1 protein-coding gene and 1 pseudogene are annotated in these 2,021 nt (G+C 73.4%); both read right to left on the reverse strand.

The genetic code is table 11. From position 1 onward, the window contains the following. Positions 1-347 (reverse strand): annotated as a pseudogene (locus tag D588_RS24850) (thiol reductant ABC exporter subunit CydC); the annotation flags it as partial. After that, a partial coding sequence (gene cydD, locus D588_RS24855) for a thiol reductant ABC exporter subunit CydD (RefSeq protein ID WP_017916471.1) occupies positions 344-2,021 on the reverse strand: 1,678 nt, incomplete at its 5' end. The gene cydD and the pseudogene D588_RS24850, both read right to left, overlap by 4 nt.

Raw genomic sequence — 2,021 nt, forward strand, 5'->3', positions numbered from 1 at the left:
CTGGCGCCGAGCCGCGCCGGCGCCAGCGGCAGCGCGCGGCGGAAGAACCACACGCGCAAGTCGCGGGCGATGCGCAGGGTGGCGTCGTGCCCGACCAACTTTTCGCCATAGCGCGAGGCGATGCGGGCGAAGGTCAGTGCACGGATGCCCGCCGAGGGCGAGAAGAAATTGAACCCGCTGCCCATGCCGACCGCGCCGGCCAGCGCCGCGGCGGTGAGGAAGCCGCCGGACAGGCCGAGCAGCCCGACCCCGGCCAGCATCGTGCACAGCACCAGCAGGGCGGTCAGCAGCAGCCGACCGAGATGGCGGCCGAACACGCCGCGCAAGCTGTCGCGGGTGCCGCTCATGGCTGCGCTCCCTGGGTCGCGGCGGAGGCGTTGCGGGCCGGCAACCGCAGCACGGTATCGGCCCAGCGCATCGCCGCCTCGCTGTGGGTGGCGACGATCACGCTGCGGCCACGGGCGAAGTCCGCCAGCGTGCGCAGCAGGTCCGCCTCAGTGTCCGCGTCCAGGAACGCGGTCGGTTCGTCCAGCAACAGCAGTTCCGGATCGCGCAGCAACAGTCGCGCCAGGCCGATGCGCCGCGCCTCGCCGCCGGACAGGCCGAAACCACGCTCGCCGATCGGCGTATCCAGGCCCTGCGGCAGACGCGCGGCGAAGCGCAGCACCTGCGCCGCCTCGGCGGCGGCATGCAGTTGCGCAGCGCTGGCATGCGGATCGGCCAGGCGCAGGTTGTCGGCGATGCTGCCGTGGAACAGATACGGCCGCTGCCCGGCGTAGCCGATGCGCAGCCCCTTGCGCACCTGCAAGGTGCCGGCACGCGGCGGCAGCCACCCGGCCAGCGCTTCCAGCAGCGTGCTCTTGCCGCTGCCGCTGGGCCCGACCAGGGCCAGGCGCTGTCCGGCATGCAGATCGACATCCAGGCCCTGCACCGCGTCGCAGCGCGCACCCAGCGGACGCAGGTGCAGCGCGCGCGCCTGCAGCAGCGGTACCTCGCGCGCCGCGCTTGGGGAAGGCGCGACGATGGGCGTGGCCTCGGCAGTGGCGTCGCTCGACACGGCGCCCCCCTCGGCGTGCGCAGCCGGCGCATCCGTGGCCTGCGGCAGGCTTTCCAGCAGGCGCTCCACCTCGGCCGCCGCGGCCAGCGCATTGGCGCGGTCGTGGTAATGCGCGGCCAGGCGCCGCAGCGGCGCATAGAACTCCGGCGCCAGCAGGAGGCAGAACACGCCGGTGCCCAGGGTCGGCACGCTGCCGTGCAGGGCGATCATGCCGAGGTAGCTCAGGCCCAGGTACAGCGCGACGATCGCCACGCTGACCGAGGCGAAGAACTCCAGCACAGTCGACGACAGGAACGCGATGCGCAGCACTTTCAGCGTGCGCTCGCGCACGCCCTCGGCGGCAGCGGCAATGCCGCGCAGTTCGTCGTCGCCGCGCCCGTACAGGCGCAACAGGCCCAGGCCCTTGAGCCGGTCGGCGAAGTGCCCGCCCATCCGCGCCAGTTCGCGCAACTGACGGCGGCCGGCAGCCTCGGCGCCCCAGCCCACCAGCATCATGAAGATCGGCACCAGCGGCGCGGTGAACAGCAGGATCAGACCGACCACCCAGTCGCTCCACGCCACCGCCAGCACGATCAGCAGCGGCACCACGCTCACTTCCCAGCGCGCGGGCCGGTAGCCGGCGTAGTAGCCATCCAGCGCATCGCCATGCGCCAGCAGCAGCTCGCCGAGTTCGCCGTTGCGCTGTCCGCGCAGCCACAGCGGCCCGCGCTGCAGCAGTTGCCGGTACACGCGGCGACGCAGCTCGAGTTTGGCCGCATCGGCGACATCGCCGGCGGCACGCTGCGCAGCGGCGCCGAGCCCCGCGCGCAGGACCAGCATCAACGCCAGCAGGCCGAAGACCGGCAGCGCCTGCGCCAGGTCGCGCCGCTCGACCAGCAGCGCCTGCACCAGCCAGGCGATGGCGCCGGCCTGCACGATCAGCAGCGCGCCGGACGCGCTGATCGCCGCGGCAGCCAGGCGCTGG

Origin of the sequence: Xanthomonas sp. SHU 308, from assembly GCF_000364645.1 — a bacterium.
GTDB classification, from domain to species: domain Bacteria; phylum Pseudomonadota; class Gammaproteobacteria; order Xanthomonadales; family Xanthomonadaceae; genus Xanthomonas_A; species Xanthomonas_A sontii.